At 67.0% G+C, this 14,707-nt stretch carries 19 protein-coding genes; 13 read left to right on the top strand and 6 right to left on the bottom strand.

Translation table 11 applies throughout. The features are described from left to right. The first annotated feature begins 1 nt into the window (after window position 1). From LX13_RS03180 to LX13_RS03165, 4 genes are all read left to right on the top strand, one after another. Entirely contained in the window at window positions 2-517 is a 516-nt protein-coding gene (locus LX13_RS03180) for a GNAT family N-acetyltransferase (RefSeq protein ID WP_253659845.1), read from the top strand. Window positions 518-519: 2 nt separating this feature from the next. Beyond that, window positions 520-1,773 (top strand): FAD-binding domain-containing protein, encoded by a 1,254-nt coding sequence (locus LX13_RS03175; RefSeq protein ID WP_253659844.1) that lies wholly within the window; start codon window positions 520-522, stop codon window positions 1,771-1,773. Window positions 1,774-1,836: 63 nt separating this feature from the next. Next, window positions 1,837-2,712: a ParA family protein gene (locus LX13_RS03170; protein ID WP_253659843.1), complete on the top strand. Its 876-nt coding sequence runs from the start codon at window positions 1,837-1,839 to the stop codon at window positions 2,710-2,712. Between the two features lie 95 nt (window positions 2,713-2,807). Beyond that, window positions 2,808-4,028: a kynureninase gene (locus LX13_RS03165; RefSeq protein ID WP_253659842.1), complete on the top strand. Its 1,221-nt coding sequence runs from the start codon at window positions 2,808-2,810 to the stop codon at window positions 4,026-4,028. Here LX13_RS03165 and LX13_RS03160 read toward each other — a convergent pair. Next, window positions 4,008-4,757 carry an alpha/beta hydrolase gene (locus LX13_RS03160; protein ID WP_253659841.1) on the bottom strand — a complete coding sequence of 250 codons (750 nt, stop codon included), beginning with the start codon at window positions 4,755-4,757 and terminating at the stop codon, window positions 4,008-4,010. The two genes, LX13_RS03165 and LX13_RS03160, sit on opposite strands and share 21 nt — an antisense overlap. Window positions 4,758-4,822: 65 nt before the next feature. Here LX13_RS03160 and LX13_RS03155 point away from each other — a divergent pair, with 65 nt between their 5' ends. From LX13_RS03155 to LX13_RS03130, 6 genes are all read left to right on the top strand, one after another. After that, window positions 4,823-5,806: an NAD-dependent epimerase/dehydratase family protein gene (locus LX13_RS03155; protein WP_253659840.1), complete on the top strand. Its 984-nt coding sequence runs from the start codon at window positions 4,823-4,825 to the stop codon at window positions 5,804-5,806. A 405-nt stretch (window positions 5,807-6,211) separates the two neighbouring features. Further along, window positions 6,212-6,748, top strand: coding sequence for an alternate-type signal peptide domain-containing protein (locus LX13_RS03150; RefSeq protein WP_253659839.1), 537 nt, complete (start codon window positions 6,212-6,214; stop codon window positions 6,746-6,748). Between the two features lie 2 nt (window positions 6,749-6,750). Further along, window positions 6,751-7,317, top strand: a complete 567-nt coding sequence (locus tag LX13_RS03145; RefSeq protein ID WP_253659838.1) for a hypothetical protein — start codon at window positions 6,751-6,753, stop codon at window positions 7,315-7,317. After that, window positions 7,314-7,910: a signal peptidase I gene (locus LX13_RS03140; protein ID WP_253659837.1), complete on the top strand. Its 597-nt coding sequence runs from the start codon at window positions 7,314-7,316 to the stop codon at window positions 7,908-7,910. Before LX13_RS03145 ends, LX13_RS03140 begins: the two co-directional genes overlap by 4 nt. Beyond that, entirely contained in the window at window positions 7,907-8,479 is a 573-nt protein-coding gene (locus tag LX13_RS03135; RefSeq protein ID WP_253659836.1) for a hypothetical protein, read from the top strand. Before LX13_RS03140 ends, LX13_RS03135 begins: the two co-directional genes overlap by 4 nt. 1 nt (window position 8,480) lies before the next feature. Then, the gene (locus LX13_RS03130; protein WP_253659835.1) at window positions 8,481-9,947 is read left to right on the top strand and encodes a signal peptidase I; all 1,467 of its coding nucleotides are present in this window, start codon (window positions 8,481-8,483) and stop codon (window positions 9,945-9,947) included. A 9-nt stretch (window positions 9,948-9,956) separates the two neighbouring features. Here LX13_RS03130 and LX13_RS03125 read toward each other — a convergent pair whose 3' ends face one another. Continuing rightward, window positions 9,957-10,376 (bottom strand): nitroreductase/quinone reductase family protein, encoded by a 420-nt coding sequence (locus LX13_RS03125; RefSeq protein ID WP_253659834.1) that lies wholly within the window; start codon window positions 10,374-10,376, stop codon window positions 9,957-9,959. A gap of 172 nt (window positions 10,377-10,548) precedes the next feature. Between LX13_RS03125 and LX13_RS03120 the strand changes: the two genes are divergently transcribed. Beyond that, window positions 10,549-10,830 carry a hypothetical protein gene (locus LX13_RS03120; protein ID WP_253659833.1) on the top strand — a complete coding sequence of 94 codons (282 nt, stop codon included), beginning with the start codon at window positions 10,549-10,551 and terminating at the stop codon, window positions 10,828-10,830. 12 nt (window positions 10,831-10,842) lie between these two features. On the opposite strand, the gene LX13_RS03115 is transcribed toward LX13_RS03120, so the two are convergent. From LX13_RS03115 to pnuC, 3 genes are read right to left on the bottom strand one after another with little or no spacing between them, the layout of a single operon-like run. Next, entirely contained in the window at window positions 10,843-11,538 is a 696-nt protein-coding gene (locus LX13_RS03115) for an NUDIX hydrolase (RefSeq protein ID WP_253659832.1), read from the bottom strand. Next, window positions 11,535-12,623, bottom strand: coding sequence for an AAA family ATPase (locus tag LX13_RS03110; protein WP_253659831.1), 1,089 nt, complete (start codon window positions 12,621-12,623; stop codon window positions 11,535-11,537). The genes LX13_RS03115 and LX13_RS03110 overlap by 4 nt, the downstream gene beginning before the upstream one ends. A 2-nt stretch (window positions 12,624-12,625) precedes the next feature. Beyond that, entirely contained in the window at window positions 12,626-13,264 is a 639-nt protein-coding gene (pnuC, locus tag LX13_RS03105) for a nicotinamide riboside transporter PnuC (protein WP_253659830.1), read from the bottom strand. Between the two features lie 122 nt (window positions 13,265-13,386). Here pnuC and LX13_RS03100 point away from each other — a divergent pair, with 122 nt between their 5' ends. Next, window positions 13,387-13,860, top strand: a complete 474-nt coding sequence (locus LX13_RS03100) for a hypothetical protein (RefSeq protein WP_253659829.1) — start codon at window positions 13,387-13,389, stop codon at window positions 13,858-13,860. A gap of 13 nt (window positions 13,861-13,873) precedes the next feature. Beyond that, on the top strand, window positions 13,874-14,323 hold the full coding sequence (locus LX13_RS03095; RefSeq protein ID WP_253659828.1) for an HD domain-containing protein: 450 nt from the start codon (window positions 13,874-13,876) through the stop codon (window positions 14,321-14,323). 20 nt (window positions 14,324-14,343) lie between these two features. Here the strand turns inward: LX13_RS03095 and LX13_RS03090 are convergent, their stop codons facing one another. Then, window positions 14,344-14,670 (bottom strand): hypothetical protein, encoded by a 327-nt coding sequence (locus LX13_RS03090; protein ID WP_253659827.1) that lies wholly within the window; start codon window positions 14,668-14,670, stop codon window positions 14,344-14,346. Window positions 14,671-14,707 lie beyond the last annotated feature (37 nt).

The raw sequence follows: 14,707 nt of genomic DNA, 5'->3' as shown, positions 1-14,707 counted from the left end.
CGTGACCGGAGCGCGCACGTCGGTGACGATCCGCCCGTTCGCCGACACCGACTGGCCGCTGATCTGGCCGTTCTTTGCCGACATCGTCGCCGACGGCGAGACCTACGCCTTCGACCCCGAGTGGTCGAGCGACGAGTCCCGCGCGGTGTGGCTCGGTGGCCCGCGGTCGCATGTCGTCGTCGCGGTCGACGGTGAGCGCGTGCTCGGCACGGCGACGATGGGGCCGAATCGGCCCGCGCGCGGCTCGCACGTCGGGACGGCGAGTTTCATGGTGTCGCCCGAGGCGCGTGGCCTCGGTGTCGGGCGGTTGCTCGGCGAGTACATGATCGACTGGCATCGGCGAGAAGCGTTCGCGGCCATACAGTTCAATGCCGTGGTCGAGACCAACACCGCAGCCGTCGCGCTGTGGCAGAGCCTCGGTTTCGACATCATCGGAACCGTGCCGGGCGCCTTCGACAGCGCCCGGCACGGTCGGGTGGGCCTGCACGTGATGCACCTGCCACTGACCACGGGATAGACATGCCCCAATTGCCGACACCGCCCGCGCCCGTACCCGGATCCGATCACGGCGAATCGATCGCGTGGGTCGCCGAACACCTCGGCGACCTTGCCCGTGAAGACCCCACTGACATTGCCGCAGGCGGTTTCACCGGCGGACAGGTCGCGGCCGACACCGCGCTGGCCGGTCTCGACATCACCGGCTACGCGCGTGATCGCAGCACCGTGTTACCAGTCGATCGACGCGGTGCGAGCCGGATGTCGCCCTACATCCGCCACGGCCTGCTGCCGCTGCGGACGGTGTGGGACGCGGTGTCCGACGCTCCGAGCCGCGACAAGGGTCGTTACCGCGACGAGCTGATGTGGCAGGAGTACGCCCGTCATCTCTACGCGCGGGTGGGCCGCGATCTCGGTGCCTCACTGCGACACGAGCAACCCCGCGCCGTGGTCGGATCGCGGTGGACCGACGACCCGTGGCCCGACGACATGAAGTGCATGGAGTCCGTCGTCGGTGAGCTGCACACCGAGGGGTGGCTGGTGAACCAGACGCGGATGTGGCTGTCGTCGCAGTGGGCCGTGCGGGCCGGGGCCACCTGGCGCGACGGTGAGGACGAGATGTTCGCGCACCTGCTCGACGGGTCGCGCGCGGCCAATCGGCTCGGCTGGCAGTGGACGGTCGGGACCGGCTCAGGCAAGCCGTACGGGTTCAGCCGCTGGCAGGTGAACAAGCGGGCGCCCGCGCTCTGCCGGGAGTGTTCGCTGTCGGACAACTGCCCCATCGAGGGCTGGCCGTCGGACGCGACTGGGCCCTCGATCGACGGCCCGTACCTCGGCGCGGCCGACATCCCCGCCGGACCCGACGAGGTCGAGGGCCCGGGTCACGCCGACGCGGTGTGGCTGACCGCGGAGTCGCTCGGTGACACCGACCCCGCCCTCGACACCAACCCGATGCTGCCCGCGGTCTTCGTGTTCGACGAACCCCTGCTGCGGCGGTTGCGACTGTCCGGCAAGCGGTTGGTCTTCCTGGCCGAATGCCTCGGTGACCTGGCGCAACGCCGCGACGTCGAGGTCCGACGCGGCGTCGTCGCCGACGAACTGGCCGACCGCTCGGTGGCCGCGACGTGGGCCCCGGTACCGGGGTGGCAGTCCATCGCCCGACGCGTCGAACCGGTCGAGGTGCACCCGTGGCCGTGGCTGGTGCGACCGGGCCGGGCGCCGGTCCGATCGTTCAGCGCGTGGCGGAAGTCGGTGGGGGCGCCCGGTCGGGTGGGCTGAGCGACCTCGGAGACCTGGGTGAACGCCGCGCGGAGGCGTCCCCGCATCTTTACGATCGCTGCTATGACCTCGGTGATCGCGACGATCAGCCTCAAGGGCGGCGTCGGGAAGACGACGGTCACCGCCGGCGTCGCCGAGTTCATGGCCGGCGAGTTCGGTCGCCGTGTCCTCGTCGTCGACCTCGACTCACAGATCAACCTGACGACGATGTTCCTGGGCGACGAACGCTGGGTGAAACTCAACGCCGCCGGACACACGCTCGCAACCGTGTTCGCCGACGCGGTCGACGGCACCTCGGAGTTCTCGCTGTCGGAGACATTGCAGCGCGACGTGTCGACGGTGTCCGGGGTCGTGGGCGTCGACCTCATCCCCTCGTCGCTCGACCTCATCGAGGTGACCGAGGAACTCAGCGCGTTGCGTGTCCGGCGTGACGACACCCTCGCCGGGGTCTCCGCGCTGCGCGACGCGCTGGCGTCCGTCGTCGACAATTACGACTTCGTCCTCATCGACTGCCCGCCCAACATGGGCCCGATCACGCTGAACGGCCTGGCCATGGCCGACGGGTACATCATCCCGACCATCCCGGATGTGCTGTCCACCTATGGGATCCCACAGGTGCAGACCTACATCGGGCGCTTCGGCGAGGAGATCGGCAGGCGCATCGTCGAACTCGGTGTGGTGATCACCAAGTTCAAGGCCAACTCGTCGGTACACAAGGAGACCGTCACCCGACTCCGGCGCGACCCGAGCATCCAGAACGTGCTGCCCGGATACCTCGCCGAGGCCAATTCCGTCGCTGCCGCAGCCGAATTCGCATCGCATCCGTCGCTCCGGGCGAAGTACGGGTCGCGTGGCCAATTCGACCAGTTCCGCGAACTCACCCGCACAATAATTGTCGAGGCCGACGACAAGCTCGCACCCCGCCAGTTGGGCACGTAAACCCACCAGTTGGGCACGTAAGCCCGACAGTTGGGCACCTAGGTTCGCCAGTTGGGCACGTAGGTTGAAGATCACACAGCGATGAGGAGCCGACGATGACCACCGAGGATCGAGCCGCCGCCCTCGACACCGCGGACCCATTGGGCCACGTCGTCGATCGCTTCGTCACCGGCGGGGGAGTGCAGGCCTACCTCGACGGCAACTCCCTCGGTCGGCCCACGCGGGTGACCGCGGAACGGATGCGCACATTCGTCGACGACGAATGGGGTGGGCGCCTGATCCGCGGGTGGGACGAGCGGTGGTTCGACCTCCCGCTGACGCTCGGCGACCGCATCGGCGCCGTCACCCTCGGTGCCGCGCCCGGCCAGACCGTTGTCGGCGACTCCACGACGGTGTTGCTCTACAAACTCATCCGCGCGGCTCTCGCGCTGCGTCCCGACCGCACTGAGATCATCCTCGACCGCGGCAACTTCCCCACCGACCGCTACCTCGCCGAGGGCATCGCCGAGGAGACCGGCGCGGTACTCCGATGGATCGACCCGCCGTTCGACGGTGGTGTCACGGCCGACGCTGTGGCGGAGGTGATCTCGGACCGCACGGCGCTGGTGCTCATCAGCCATGTCGCCTACCGGTCGGGGCATCTGCTCGACGCCCCGGCGATCACCGGGCTGGCCCACACGCACGGCGCGCTCGTGCTTCTCGACGTCTGCCACTCGGCCGGATCGGTGGTGCTGGACCTCGACGGCTGGGACGTCGACCTCGCCGTCGGCTGCACCTACAAGTATCTCAACGGCGGTCCTGGTGCGCCCGCGTTCGCCTACGTCGCGCAGCGCCATCTCGACAACATCGTGCAACCGATCTGGGGCTGGATGGGTGCGGCCGACTCGTTCGGGATGGCGCAGGGTTACGTTCCTGCACAGGGCATCCGACGCATCCTGAGCGGTACCCCGGCGGTCCTGGGCATGCTGCCGATGGCCGACATGCTCGACCTGATCGAGGAGGTCGGGGTCGAGGCCATTCGGGTGAAGTCGGTGGCGCTCACGTCTTTCGCGCTGAAGCTGGTCGACGAGCTGCTCGCCCCGTTCGACGTCGAGTTGTCGACACCGCGGGACCCGGCCGAACGCGGCGGCCACCTCACCGTCGACCATCCCGCGTTCCGCGAGATCACCCCGCGACTCTGGCGCGACGGCATCATCCCCGACTTCCGCGGCCCCACCGGAATCCGACTCGGGCTCAGCCCGCTGAGCACCACGTTCGACGAAGTCCGGCTTGGAATCGAGGCGATCCGCGAGGAATTAGCCGTCCACCCGTCCTGAGCCGAGCGCGAGCTCGATGCCGGCCAAGACCTCGGCCCACAACGGTGCGACCGGGTCGATGATGTCGAAATGATCACCTGCGGAGTGGATCTCGGTCACCGCATCCCCGGCCGCCAGAGCCGCCGCGGAGTAGTCGCGGCTGAAGTCGAGCAGGTGTGGGTCGTCGTCGAGGCCGCAGGCGATGATCTGCGGGATGCCGAGCGGCAGTCTGTGTCGGGGCGACGACGCGACGTCGTCGGGGGAGTCGCCGCTCCAGTGGCGGCCGAGGGCGTTGGCGACGGCACCGTCGCCCATGTCGAACTCGTCGGCTCGCTCGAGGTCGATGACCCCGGCCAACGACACCGCCAGCGCAGGCCGCGACCCGTCGGGCATGTCGGCGACCCCGCGCAGCGCGAGCTGGCCGCCCGCAGAGTGGCCGATCACCACGATCGGGGTGCTCACCTCGACCGCCCGCAACGCCGCTGCGAGGTCAGCCGTCGTCGCCGCCCAGCCGTGCTCGTCGGGGCGCCGGTATTCGACGTTCCAGGTGGCCACGCTGTGCGACGACAGCGAGTTCGCCATCGGATCCATCAGGTCGAGCTTGTAGGGGGAGCGCCAGTAGCCGCCGTGTACGAGCACCGCAGTCCACCGCGGCGTCGCGCTGGGTGTGCGCACGGCGATGTGCTGATCGGGGTGGTCGCCGTAGCGGACGATCCGGTCGGGGCCGGCGGATTTCTGCGTCGAGGTCACCCGTCGAGTGTGCACGCCGTTCGATAAGCCGACGAGGTCCCCGGCCTTCGTGCCACAGTGATGCAATGGGATTGACGGTGGCGGTGACAGGTCCGACAGGCGAGATCGGTATCTCGGCGGTGACGGCATTGGAGGCTGACCCCGCGGTCGACCGGATCATCGGGATGGCACGACGACCGTTCGACCCGAGCGAACACGGCTGGACCAAGACGGAGTATCGGCAGGGCGACATCCTCGACCGCGAGGCCGTCGATGCGCTGGTCGCCGACGCCGACGTCGTCATCCATCTGGCGTTCATCGTGATCGGCTCGCGCGACGAGGCGGCGCGGATCAACCTGGCCGGCACCAAGACGGTGTTCCAGGCAACCGTCGACGCTAAGCGGGCGACGCGGATGGTCTACACGTCGTCGGTCGTCGCGTACGGCTACCACTCCGACAACCCGCTGCCGCTCACCGAGGACACCCCGATCCGCGGCAGCCAGGAGCACTACTACTCCGCGCAGAAGGCCGACTGCGAGAACGCGATCGCCGAGATCGTCGACGGCACCGACCTCGAGCTGTACATGCTGCGCCCCTGCATCGTCGCCGGACCCAAGGCGCCCGCACTGGCCGACGCCATGCCGTGGCGGGCGCTGCCCGGGGTGGCGCAGTCGGTGATGGGTGCGGTGCCGATCCTGAAGATGCCCATGCCCGACCACGGTGTTCCCGTGCAGTTGGTGCACCACGACGACGTCGCGCAGGCGATTGCCCTGTGCGCGACGACCGATGCGCCCGCCGGCGCCTACAACATCGCCGGCGAGGGCACGGTGAGCCTGTCGGAGATCGGTGAGGCACTCGGTGCCCGGCCGGTGCCGTTCCCCAAGATCGGTGTGAAGGTCGCGGCGGAGGCCGTCAAACGGTTGCCGTTCATGCCCTCGGCCGCCGAGTGGATCCACATCGGACGCACCTCGGTCGTCATGGACACCACCAAGGCGCACGACGTCTTGGGTTGGCGACCACAATTTTCCGCCCAGGACACCCTCGGAGCGTTGGCCTACTCGCTGCACTAATCGTGGGGATGGAACCAGCCTGACCCGAGTCGTCCGCATCCGAAGGCGCACGGCGCAGCAGACCCCGGGAACGTCCGACCCCGTCGCCGCGCGCACGGTCGGGGACACAGGTCGCGACCCGATCGAGGAGTCGACCGAACCTGACCCATCACGCCGCTGACTCCCTGCTCACAGGCTTGGACGTGACATCTCGAATTGGTGTGTAACGCCTGAACCGGCCACGACGAAGTACACAACGAGATTCATGTGAGTCCAGTTTGCATTGAGTACGGCAAACTCAGGACACGAACGTTCGTCTGGTGCAACATCGCGGCAGAGGTCCGATTTCACGAGCCCATGACCTCTCCACCGAAATCCCATTCGGCGGTCCGAACGGCTGCCTGCACACATGTCGAGGTTGAAGAAATGAACCGTAATGCCAAGGGCGCAATCGCTGCCGGTGCCGCTGTCGTCGTCCTCCTGGGAGGTGCGGGTTCCTACGCACTGTGGAGTGATTCCGCCACGAACACCCCCGGCAACGTCACCACCGGCGAGCTGAAGCTGACCGCCTCGGGCACCCCGGCCTGGAAAGACGTCTCCGCCGACGGCATCGTGGGCGGCACCGCGGTCAACCCGCTCACCGACTTCCTCGTCCCCCGCGACACCTGGGAGTACACCTCGACCTACAACGCGACGGCCACCGGCAAGAACATGAAGGCCCAGGTCACCGTCAACCCGGGCACCGCGGGCGCCCTGCCGACCGGCGTGACCATCACGCCGTCGGCCACGGTCGACGGCGCCGCGGCCACCGGCGGCAGCACCGTCACCATCACCCCGAACGCGCCGCACGTCGTGGTCGTCAAGGTCACGGTCGCATTCGCCGACGTCACGGGCCAGACCAGCCAGAACACCCCGGTCAACGTGTCGAACATGTCGGTGAACCTGAACCAGGTTCGTCCCTGACGATGACACGGTCGGGTCTCACCCGGCTCCTGATCGTCGGGATCGCAGGTCTGGTGGTCGCACTGTCGCTCGCGGCAGTGCGATCCACCGATGCCCTGTGGTCTGATCGCGCGACGGCCACCTCCACCACGGCGACCACCGGTCAACTCAAGCTCGTGGCGGGCAGCGGCACCGGGTCGACCTACCAGTTCCCGGGTCTCGCGGGAACCGGTCAGCTGCCGGGCCAACAGAGTCAGGCGCCGCTGGTCATCACCAACGGCGGCACCACGCCACTCCGGTACCGGCTCACCGCCGCGGGCCCACAGATCACCTCGGGATCCGCTGTCACGGTGACCCTCTCGGGCGCCGTCGGCGGCACCTGTGGAACCGGCCCGCTCACCGGTACGTCCGCGTTCACCACCGTCGACGCGTCGGCGTCGGGCACCGCGGTCGTCGGCGGCTGGCGATCGCTGGCCAAGAACGCGTCGGAGACCTGGTGCATCCGCAGCGCGCTGAAGGCGGTGTCCGGCACCGGTTCGTCCACGTACTCCATCCTCTTCACCTTCGGAACAGAGCAGACCAGATCATGACCGCAGGACGCCACGCAGCGCCGGCTCCGACGCCGGACGCGGCCGCTGACACCATTCGGCGCACGGGGCCACTGTGGTGGGTGTTCCAGGTCGTGACGTGGCTGCTCCTGCTGTTCTTGGTGGCCATCCTGCTTGCAGCCATTGTCGTGCCGAAAGTCGGCGGCGCCCAGCCCTATACGGTCCTGACCTCGTCAATGAAGCAGAAGTACCCGCCGGGCACGTTGATCGTCGTGCGCAAGGTCGACGCGTCCACGCTGTCTATCGGCGACGTCGTCACCTACCAGATCCGGTCGGGTGAACCCGGCGTCATCACCCACCGCATCGTCGGCTTCACCTTCGACCAGCAGGGCAACCGGCTGCTCACCACGCAGGGTGACGCCGTCCCCGTCCCCGACGAACGGCCCGTGCAGGCCGCGCAGGTACGCGGCAAGCTCTGGTACTCCATCCCGTACCTCGGGTACGTCAACAACTGGATCACCGGTTCAACGCGGCTCATTTTTGTCTATGTGATCGCCGGCGGACTGATCCTCTACGCCGTCCTGCAGTTCGCGGGCTCGGTCCGCGAGCGCCGCACCGCGAAACGCGCGCCGTGACCGCCTGGTTGCGAGCCGCGGGTCTGGCGGTGATCAGTCGACGGTTCCGTGCGCTGTTGTCGATCGGCATGGTCATCGGCATCAGCGTCGTCGGCACGTTGGCGCTGTGGTCGACCACCGTCAACACCCAGTCCGGCGTGTTCACCACCGCCACAATCAACATCCAGGCCGACGCGTCCAAGGCTGCGTCGTTCGCGTTCTCACCCACCGCCCTGCTGCCGGGCCAGTCGGCCGCCAAGGTCGTCGCCGTCACCAACACCGGCACCGCGGCGTTCAGCTACTCGGCCGCGGTGCAGAGTTCCACCGCGCTCGGGCAGGGGATGACGCTGACGGTCGTCGCCGGGGCCACCGCGACGAACGGAGTGTGCGGAACGGGAACGTCGGTGACCACCGGAACGGCCATCGCCGCGGGCGCAACGACATTCGCGTCGAATCGCGGTCCGCTCGCCGCGACCAACGGCGTCGAGAACCTGTGCCTTCAGCTCAACCTCCCGATCGCTGCCGCCGCCGGGCTGGCCGGCACGTCGGGCTCGGTGCTGTTCACCTTCACCGCGACGGCGGGTGTTTGACGTGTCCGAACGTACGAAGAACATCGGGACCGAGATCGCCCTCACCGTGGGCGCGATCGCGGGTGTGCTGTGCGTCGTCTTCGCGATCGTCGGGGTGTCATTCGGGTTGTCGCCACTGGTGTTCCGGTCGGAGTCGATGTCGCCGGCGATCAATGTGGGCGACGTCGCGATCGCGCGGTCGGTACCGGCGTCGGACGTCTCGGTCGGCGACATCGTCAGCGTCTCGCGCGAGGACGGCACCCGCATCACCCACCGGGTGGTCTCGATCGACTCGCGCGTCGGCAACTCCACCACGATGACTCTGCAGGGCGACGCGAACAACGTCGTCGACTCCGCGCCGTACACAGTGACCTCCGTCGACCGCGTCGTGTTCGACATCCCCAAGCTCGGTTACGTGCTGAGCTGGTTCGCCAACCCGTTCTCGTGGGCCGTCGCCACCCTGCTAACACTCGGGCTGCTGTGGGCAGCCTTCCGGCCCGACAAGCGTTTTCGGCGCACCCACCGTGGGCGTCACGCTGCGCCCGCTCCGTCGGATCGGTCCCGGTACGCGGCGGTCGGCGTACAGGTAGCGGTGGTCGTGATGGTCGTCGCGACCGCGGTCGCCGGCTTCGCCCGCACCCATGGCACTTTGGCTGCGCTCACCGATTCGGCCACGGCCACCGGCTCGGTGTCGGCGGGTCGACCCGAGGTGCCGACGGCGTTGACGTGCAACAACGTCAGTGGTGGTGTGTTGGTGACCAATGCGCTTCTGTCGTGGCCCAATCCGGCGAACCACCGTGCCTACGACTACCAGTTGGTGTTCACCCCGACCGGCGGCACGGGGTCGACAACTGTCGTTCCGGCGACCACGGCGGATCCGGCGACACTGACCGTCAACCGCTCGTATGTCACCGGCGTCCTGGGTTTGGCGCTGCTGGGGACCTACAGCGTCGAGCTGCGCAGCAAGGTCGGCAACTTCCTCTCGACCGGCAAGCTCACGATCAGCCTCAACGTGCTGCTCGGCAGTGTCACCTGCGGCGCCGCTTCAGGGGCCGCGTCACAGTCGGCGCAGGCCAACGCCCGATCTGCGCCGGCGCAGACGACGACATCCACACCATCGACCTCAGCGGCACCGTCGTCGAGCACCCCCGCTCCGACCACGTCATCACCGACGACCAGCGCCCCGTCGTCGACCGCTCCCACCGAGACGACCACCGCGACGCCGGCACCGGCAGCGTCGTCGGTGTCCGACACCAGCTCGCCCGGGGGGACCTACGTCGCGTCGTCGAGCGATGGGACCGTCGTCATCCGCGACAAGGCCGCGGGCGCCGAGCAGTACCGTGCGGATCTGCGTGCGACGAAGCTCGAGTGGGTCGATGACTCGACGTTGCGAGTGACCGGCGCCGACGGATCGACGACGACGGTCAGTCGGGCCGACGGTGCCTGGACCGCATCGGGCTCGACCCCGGCGACCGCACCGGCCGGCTGACGCGACTGGCTAGGCCGGGTTCAGGCGGAAGATCGGGAACGTGCGACCCTCGGCGGTCTTCTCGTACTCCTTGAAGCCGTCGGAGAAGTCGGTGAACTTCTTCCAGTTCTCGGCCCATTCGGAGTCGGGGACCTCGGACACGTGGACCTTGATGGTCTTTACCTCGCCGTCGCCGGGCACCTCGACGTCGATGTCGGGGGTGGCGCGCAGGTTGTGTACCCAGGCCGGGTCCTTGGGCGAGCCGGCGGCCGAGCCCACGATCAGCCACGAGTTGCCCTCGGGCAGGCCGAGGAGCGGGTTCAGGCGCACGTCGCCACTCTTGGCGCCGATGGAATGCAGGACGACGAGCTTGTCGCCGAAACCGGCGGTCTCCACATGTCCGCCGTTGCTGCGGAACTCGTTGATGATGGTGTCGTTGAAATCAGTCATGGCTCGATGATGCCGCGCATGGGATCGATGGGGAAGGAATTGGTCCCACGATCACGCAAACACCTGCACACCATCACGCGAACGACCTCTTGCGCGGGGTGCATCCGCCAGCGATGATGAACCACCCTGAAAGCTGAGGTGGCCAGTAGAGGCGGTGGTGAGAGTGTTGTTGATGGTGATTGTTCTCGGGGCCTTCGTGATCGGTGGCGCCGCTCTGCTCAAGGCGCACAGTCAGTCCGAGGCCGACCGGGAAGCCGAACGCGGGAAACGCAAAGGCATCACCCCGATCTACAAGCGCTCGTCCACGATGGACGCCGGAGGCTCGGCCGGATTCTTCGCCTGGGGCGGTGTGTCGGATGGGGGCGGCTGGTCGGGAGGTGACAGCGGTGGTGGCTCGTGTGACTTTGGCGGCGGCGACTCCGGGGGCGGTGGCGATTCGGGTGGTGGTTGCTGACCTGATCAGCAGCTATCCGCGCAGAATCGGCGGGTACAGCGTCGTGGCCTCGCCGGCCCGATAGAGCTGCGCGTGTCGACCCCGTGTACCGGTGGCGACCGTCTCACCGTCCACCGCGCGAACGAAATCGGGGGTACCGAGCACCTTTCGTCGGAAATTGGCGCGGTCCCAGGTGACGTCCCAGACCGTCTCGTACACCGTCTGCAGTTCGCGCAGGGTGAAGGTGGTGCCGACGAACTGAGTTGCGAGCGTTGTGTACTCGAGTTTCGACCGCACCCGTTCGATCGCGTCGTCGAGGATGGTCCGATGGTCGAACGCCAGATCGTCCGGTAGGTCCTCGATCGCGATCCACGCCGCGTCTGCTGCGTCGGTTCCGGCGACCGGTTCGGGCATGTTCGGCGCGAACGCCACGTAGGCCACCGACACCACCCGCATCCGTGGATCGCGATCGGGTGCGCTGTAAGTGGCGAGCTGTTCGACGTGCCCGGGGAAGGCTCGCACCCCGGTCTCCTCGGCCAGTTCGCGAATCGCCGCCGCGTCGGTCGACTCCCTGATGTGCACGAATCCACCCGGCAGCGCCGGCTGTCCTTGGAAGGGTTCTGCACCGCGGGTGATCAACAGCGCGCACAGCTTTCCCTCGCGGAGGGTGAGCACCGCCAGATCCACGGTGACCGCGAACGGCGGGAACTCGGACGCGTCGTAGGTCATGACATTCCCAGGGGGTCGGCGAAGGTGGACCGCGTGGCCAGCGACTGGTCGGCCACTCGGACTGCCAGGGCGATCCGCTCGTCGAGGCTACCGGTCAGCCACACCCAGGAACGACCGCTGCGCGTCAGGGCGTCGATGAACCACCCTGTCATCTCTGCGCGGATGTGCTCACCGTCGCGGATGCCGTCCTGCACGAACGGGACGTCCTCGTGGTCGGTAATGAGATAGATGCTGCCGGTGTCGCGTGCCTCGGATGTCGCGCGGTGACTGTGCGGGCCCAAATATCGTCGCTCCCAGACGGTCGTGGCGAACGCGTCGGTGTCGCAGACGAGCAGTGGCGATCCATCGCGTGCCGCCGCGTCCTCCCGAACCTGCTGCGTGCGTGCGATGTGCGCAAAGTCGTCGCCGGTCCAGGTCACGTCGTTCATGTCGGCGTCGGGTGACGTGGTCTGTAACCGCGACAGCTTGGAGGCGGTCGCATCCCGGCCGTACTCGGGCACCCACTGCGTCGACTCCCAGATGCCGCCACGGTCGCGAAAGTGCTGAGCCACAGCCAGGCTGACAGTTGTCGTGCCGGTGGACTCCGATCCCAACGCGACCAGTCGAGTCGTCAGACCGACGCGGGCCGGCGCGTCCAGGTAGGTCCACGAATCGGCGAGGCGGGCGCGACACCGTGTGCCCGAGATCGGTACTCGCTGTCGTTCCGGGTCGAAGGACACGTGCGCGGCGTCGAACCACGTGGCCAGGTGGGGGCCGTAACTTTCGCTGCTCACCACCGCGTCCACGAAATCAGGCGACACCTGTGCAACGGCTGCGCGCATGCACGCCACCTGTGCGGCCCACACCGCGCGCGATCCGAGATCGACGGGGGCATCGCAGACGATCCCGGTGATCTGCACAGACGGATCATCGCTGTGCGATTCCCGCAGCCACCCGACACGATCATCCAACGGGATGGACTCAGCAGCCGATGACATCGCCACCACCGTGACCTTCTCGGACACGGTCGCCGCGTACCGGATCAATGCGTGATGCCCCGCGTGTGGGGGATAGAACTTGCCGATGACCAGCGCGTGCCGATACATGATCAGCTCTGCAGAACGGGGACGGCGACAGGCGGCGCGGCCATGTCCCGACGCCATGCCCGCAGGCCCATGACGCACAGGGCGAGGAACCCGACGTAGAGCACCGCGGTCAGAACGAGGTCTTTGTAGAAGTAGAGCGGTACGTAGATGAGGTCGGCCGTGATCCAGAGAAGCCATGACTCCCAACGCTTCTTGGCCTGGCCCCAGGTGGCGAGAAGAGACAGCGTGGTCGTGAGGGCGTCCCAGAACGGAACGACCGACTCGGTGGCCAGAGCCAAGACTGCGGTGAGGACAGCAGTGGCCAGAACTCCGGTAATGACGATCGCGACCCACTCCGCTCTGCTGGTCCCGGTGACGGCGCGCGACGCGGCCTCCCGGCCGGCGACCCACAGATACCAACCCCAGACTGCCAACGCGATGTAGACGACCTGGAGGGCGGAGTCGGCGTACAGGCCCGCGGTCAGGAACAACAGAATGAAGACGACGTTGTTCGCGATGCCGATCGGCCAGTTCCAGATGTTCTGCTGTGCAACGAGGTACACGCAGAGCGCGCCGGTGACAAAGCCCAGAAGTTCCGCCCACGATGTGGGTGCGCCGAACGCGCTGAACGCAGTGGATCCGAGCCAGTCGACGATCGTCATGGCCGACTCCTTTACTTTAGTGGTCGAAGTGACTACAAAGAACGTAGCACGAGATTCGTGAGTCGTCGCAATGTCAGACCCCGGCGATATCCTCGAAGTGAAAGTCGCAGGAGGTTACCGATATGGGACACACGAACAATTCGCCAGGCACACGTGAGTGGCACGAGATGGCGGAGTGGATCGCCACCTCGCTGACGGACAAGCCGGTCGGCATGATCTTCGAGATCGGGCCGTCAGACTTCATCTACCACGCGGAACGTGATCAGGACGTGGCCTGCGTCCAGGCGGTGGTTCTCCAACACGGTGTCGTGATGCTGCGACGTTCACGAGAGATGTTGCGACAGCTCAACGTGGTCGACTTCGGAACACGCGCCCTGCCCATCGACCGTTGGCTGATGAACGGCCACTTCGAGGACTGCACCGATGGATACATCTTCAGTCGCGATCGCGAGCTCCTTGCGGGTGCCGTGGTCGCCTGGTTCCGGGACACCTGCGGTATCGCGTCCCCGGACGAGCTGGGTTGCGAGTACAGCGTTCCGGACACATTGATGCCAGATGACGAGGAGGAAGAAAACGATGACAGTGAATTCATCTGAATGTGAGGGCTTGGTGGCGCTGGCAGACGCCATCGCCGTCGAGGCGCACCGTGGCCAGACCGACAAGCTGGGCGTCGACTACATCGAGCACCCGCGCTCGGTGTCGCGACGTATCGACCAAGGGGACGAGATCGCTGTCGCGGCCGGCCTCCTACACGACGTGGTCGAGGACTCGGGCATCACCGCGGAGAATCTCCTCGAGCGCGGCGTGCCCGCTGACGTCGTCGAGGTGGTGACGCTGCTGACGCGGGACAAGGACGTTCCGGACGAGGACTACTACGCGGCGATCCGGAGACACGACTGCGCACGTGTCGTGAAGTTGGCTGACCTTGCGGACAACACCGACCTCGAGCGGTTTCGTCAACTGCCCGAAGAGTTGCAGCAGAAGCTGACCCGGAAGTACACGAAGGCATACCGCGCATTGGATCGCGATGACCTCGCCGAGGCTTTGTTGAGCCGGTAGTCCACCTACCGGTCGCGATGTCAGAAGAGGAAGTTATTCCGCGCGATCAGGGGGTAGGCCTGGCAGCAGAGGAGAACAAGGCATGCGACCCGGGTTTTGGTCCCGCCGAGAATCATTCCGACCACGGCCGACATGACGGAGATGGCTGCAAACGCGAGCATGATCGCCACGATGGACGCCGAATGGTCGTCAGGTCCGCCCCTCAGGCCTTGATCGATAGCCGCGAACAACAGTGCCGGCACGACGAAGAACAGCGCCCAGCCGAGCATGGCGGAGAACACCGCGATTGTGGACCTGGTCGACCGTGACCGGTCGAGAGAGTCGGGTGTAGAAAGTGTCTCGGTCATACGGACCATTCCATCGCTCGAGCATCCGGAACGAATC

It is taken from the genome of Williamsia maris, from assembly GCF_024171815.1.
Taxonomy (GTDB): Bacteria; Actinomycetota; Actinomycetes; order Mycobacteriales; family Mycobacteriaceae; genus Williamsia_A; species Williamsia_A maris.
This window is presented reverse-complemented; position numbering and strand designations above follow the sequence as displayed.

What these genes read in the sequence shown, in the direction of transcription:
- LX13_RS03175 (WP_253659844.1), top strand. Translation starts at nt 520, where the DNA reads ATGCCCCAATTGCCGACACCGCCCGCGCCCGTACCCGGATCCGATCAC.
- LX13_RS03170 (WP_253659843.1), top strand. Translation starts at nt 1,837, where the DNA reads ATGACCTCGGTGATCGCGACGATCAGCCTCAAGGGCGGCGTCGGGAAG.
- LX13_RS03165 (WP_253659842.1), top strand. Translation starts at nt 2,808, where the DNA reads ATGACCACCGAGGATCGAGCCGCCGCCCTCGACACCGCGGACCCATTG.
- LX13_RS03155 (WP_253659840.1), top strand. Translation starts at nt 4,823, where the DNA reads ATGGGATTGACGGTGGCGGTGACAGGTCCGACAGGCGAGATCGGTATC.
- LX13_RS03150 (WP_253659839.1), top strand. Translation starts at nt 6,212, where the DNA reads ATGAACCGTAATGCCAAGGGCGCAATCGCTGCCGGTGCCGCTGTCGTC.
- LX13_RS03145 (WP_253659838.1), top strand. Translation starts at nt 6,751, where the DNA reads ATGACACGGTCGGGTCTCACCCGGCTCCTGATCGTCGGGATCGCAGGT.
- LX13_RS03140 (WP_253659837.1), top strand. Translation starts at nt 7,314, where the DNA reads ATGACCGCAGGACGCCACGCAGCGCCGGCTCCGACGCCGGACGCGGCC.
- LX13_RS03125 (WP_253659834.1), bottom strand. Translation starts at nt 10,376, where the DNA reads ATGACTGATTTCAACGACACCATCATCAACGAGTTCCGCAGCAACGGC.
- LX13_RS03120 (WP_253659833.1), top strand. Translation starts at nt 10,549, where the DNA reads ATGGTGATTGTTCTCGGGGCCTTCGTGATCGGTGGCGCCGCTCTGCTC.
- LX13_RS03115 (WP_253659832.1), bottom strand. Translation starts at nt 11,538, where the DNA reads ATGACCTACGACGCGTCCGAGTTCCCGCCGTTCGCGGTCACCGTGGAT.
- LX13_RS03110 (WP_253659831.1), bottom strand. Translation starts at nt 12,623, where the DNA reads ATGTATCGGCACGCGCTGGTCATCGGCAAGTTCTATCCCCCACACGCG.
- pnuC (WP_253659830.1), bottom strand. Translation starts at nt 13,264, where the DNA reads ATGACGATCGTCGACTGGCTCGGATCCACTGCGTTCAGCGCGTTCGGC.
- LX13_RS03100 (WP_253659829.1), top strand. Translation starts at nt 13,387, where the DNA reads ATGGGACACACGAACAATTCGCCAGGCACACGTGAGTGGCACGAGATG.
- LX13_RS03090 (WP_253659827.1), bottom strand. Translation starts at nt 14,670, where the DNA reads ATGACCGAGACACTTTCTACACCCGACTCTCTCGACCGGTCACGGTCG.